The organism is Pseudomonas sp. GW821-FHT07G06 (assembly GCF_058986625.1).
Genome location: NZ_JBYSVW010000047.1, coordinates 1 through 672, shown reverse-complemented (window position 1 = coordinate 672; position 672 = coordinate 1). Strand labels below are relative to the sequence as shown.

Annotated in this window: 1 protein-coding gene; it reads right to left on the bottom strand. The window is 62.4% G+C overall.

Annotated elements, in window-relative coordinates; genetic code table 11:
* On the bottom strand, positions 1–672 hold a 672-nt coding region (locus tag AC3WJW_RS29980), incomplete at both ends, for a calcium-binding protein (RefSeq protein WP_493728550.1).

The following is a 672-nucleotide window of genomic DNA, read 5'->3' as shown; positions in this document are numbered from 1 at the left end:
AACGTCGCGCTGTTGATCCCCAGCGCCGTGATATTGAGCAAGTCCTGCCCTGCGGCCGGATTGGCGCCGAAGTTCAGGATCGTATCGTTGCCGAAACCCGCGGCACCAAACTCGAAAATATCGTTGCCGGCGACGCCACCACTCATCAGGTCGTTACCGCCACCGCCGATGAGAATGTCGTTACTCGCCCCCCCCACGAGCATGTTGGAGAGCGCGTTGCCGGCCCCCACGAAATTGCCGTTGCCACCGAAAAACAGATTTTCGACATCGGCACCCAGGGTGTAGGTCCCGAGCGAGGTCCAGACCGAGTCGTTGCCGGCACCGGCGAGCTCGCTCACCACGTCCCCAAGCTCGGTGACTTCGTAGATATCGCTGCCGATACCGCCGACCATCGTGTCGGCACCTGTGCGACCAATGAGGACGTCATCACCCGCGCCGCCATTGAGGACGTCGTTACCCGCCCCGCCGACGATCGTGTTGTTGAACACGGTGCCGCTACCCGTAAAGTTGCCGCTGCCGCTGAAATACAGGTTCTCGACGTTGGCACCCAGGGTGTAGTTCGTGAGCGAGGTCCAGACCGTATCCGCGTCTGCGCTGGCGAGCTCGCTCACCACGTCCCCAAGGTCGGTGACTTCGTAGATATCGCTGCCGCCACCGCCGGCCATCGTGTCG